2 protein-coding genes are annotated in these 1,394 nt (G+C 34.3%); one reads left to right on the top strand and one right to left on the bottom strand.

Annotated features, from left to right (window positions below; all coding sequences use genetic code 11):
- The first annotated feature begins 63 nt into the window (after window positions 1–63).
- Complete coding sequence (locus tag V7659_RS28500; protein ID WP_335543425.1) at window positions 64–717, top strand: carboxymuconolactone decarboxylase family protein; 654 nt, start codon at window positions 64–66, stop codon at window positions 715–717.
- 63 nt (window positions 718–780) lie between these two features.
- On the opposite strand, the gene V7659_RS28495 is transcribed toward V7659_RS28500, so the two are convergent.
- On the bottom strand, window positions 781–1,092 hold the full coding sequence (locus V7659_RS28495; RefSeq protein WP_335543424.1) for a winged helix-turn-helix transcriptional regulator: 312 nt from the start codon (window positions 1,090–1,092) through the stop codon (window positions 781–783).
- Between the last annotated feature and the right edge of the window lie 302 nt (window positions 1,093–1,394).

Here is a 1,394-nt window from a genome sequence, read left to right as displayed (position 1 = left end):
ATAGGAAACGGAACCCGTTCGTATTATGCTCCTTATTTTTATTAGATAGAAAGGATGTCTACAATGACAAATAATTTATATGATAAAGGAAATTTAAAAAATCTTAGTAAACTTAAAGAATTGGCACCAGAACAGCTGCAAGCTTTCTCTGAATTTAATACCGCGGTAATGAAAGAAGGAACACTTAGTAAAAAAGAAAAAGAAATTATAGCCGTTGCAATCGCCCATGTAACGGAATGCCCTTATTGTATTGATACACATACACGTCGTGCAAAAGCAGAAGGAGCTTCTCTAGAAGAGTTAGTGGAAGCAGTCTTTGTCGTAGCAGGCGTAGAAGCTGGTGGAGTTGTAACACATAGTACACATTTACATAATGCGATGGACCCAAAAGCAGATGATTCCCTTTATCGACGATCTAATCTTAAAAAACTTGTAAAATTAAATAAATTTGCTCCTGAAGGCTTTAGAAGCTACTCCGCGTTTAGTAGAACAGCGTTGAAGGACGGAAAATTGAGTGGGAAGTTTAAAGAGATCATTGCTGTGGCGGTTGCTCATGCTACTCAATGTCCATATTGTATTGATGTCCATACGAAAAATGCAATAAAGCTTGAATCTACAAATGAAGAGCTTGCAGAAGCAATAATGGTCACATCCGCTGTATTCTCGGGAGGAGCATATGCTCATCTTGCTAATTTGTTTCAAAGCTATGGCGAATAAACAAAAGGTATTAAAATACAGTGAAAAACCTCTCCATTAATTAGATAGAGAGGTTTTTAAAATTTACAACCATTTATCTGCCCATTCTTCTAAAGCTTGGAGTGATCGTCCAAGTTCTGTCCCTTTTTTGGTTAATGAATATTCAGTCCGTACCGGACGGTCTGCAATGACATTTCTTAGCACAATACCATTTTCCTCGAGCTCTTTCATCCGTTCATTTAAAACTCTTTTACTTAAGTCGGGAATGAAGGCATGAATTTCACTGAATCTTTTTGGCTCCTCCATTAATGTATGAATAATGAGGCCAATCCATTTCTTCCCCATAATATGGTAGCACTCTTCAACTTTATTACATAATTTATTTTCTGTAACCATCTATCAACACCCCTAATAGTACCTTGGTTATTTTTAATAACTATATGTTAATAATAACAAAATCCGTTGTTAAAATAAAGTATTTACTGGAACAAAATTACCAGATGAATAGAATTTGTTCTTATTTGTTCACTAATTTGACACATTGAATGGATAGCTAATTTTATAAAAGTTATTATGCTGATTTTCTTAATATTAGTCTTTCTATATCCATTAACGAAGCAACGGATGAAACAGCTTACCATTGATTTAACAGAACTAAGAAAGAAAAAGCGAATCAATAATAAATAAATGAGTCAATA

Origin of the sequence: Neobacillus drentensis, assembly GCF_036966985.1 — a bacterium.
GTDB classification, from domain to species: domain Bacteria; phylum Bacillota; class Bacilli; order Bacillales; family Cytobacillaceae; genus Neobacillus; species Neobacillus drentensis_E.
Note: the sequence above shows the minus strand (reverse complement) of the source record. Positions and strands in the feature narration are given on the sequence as shown.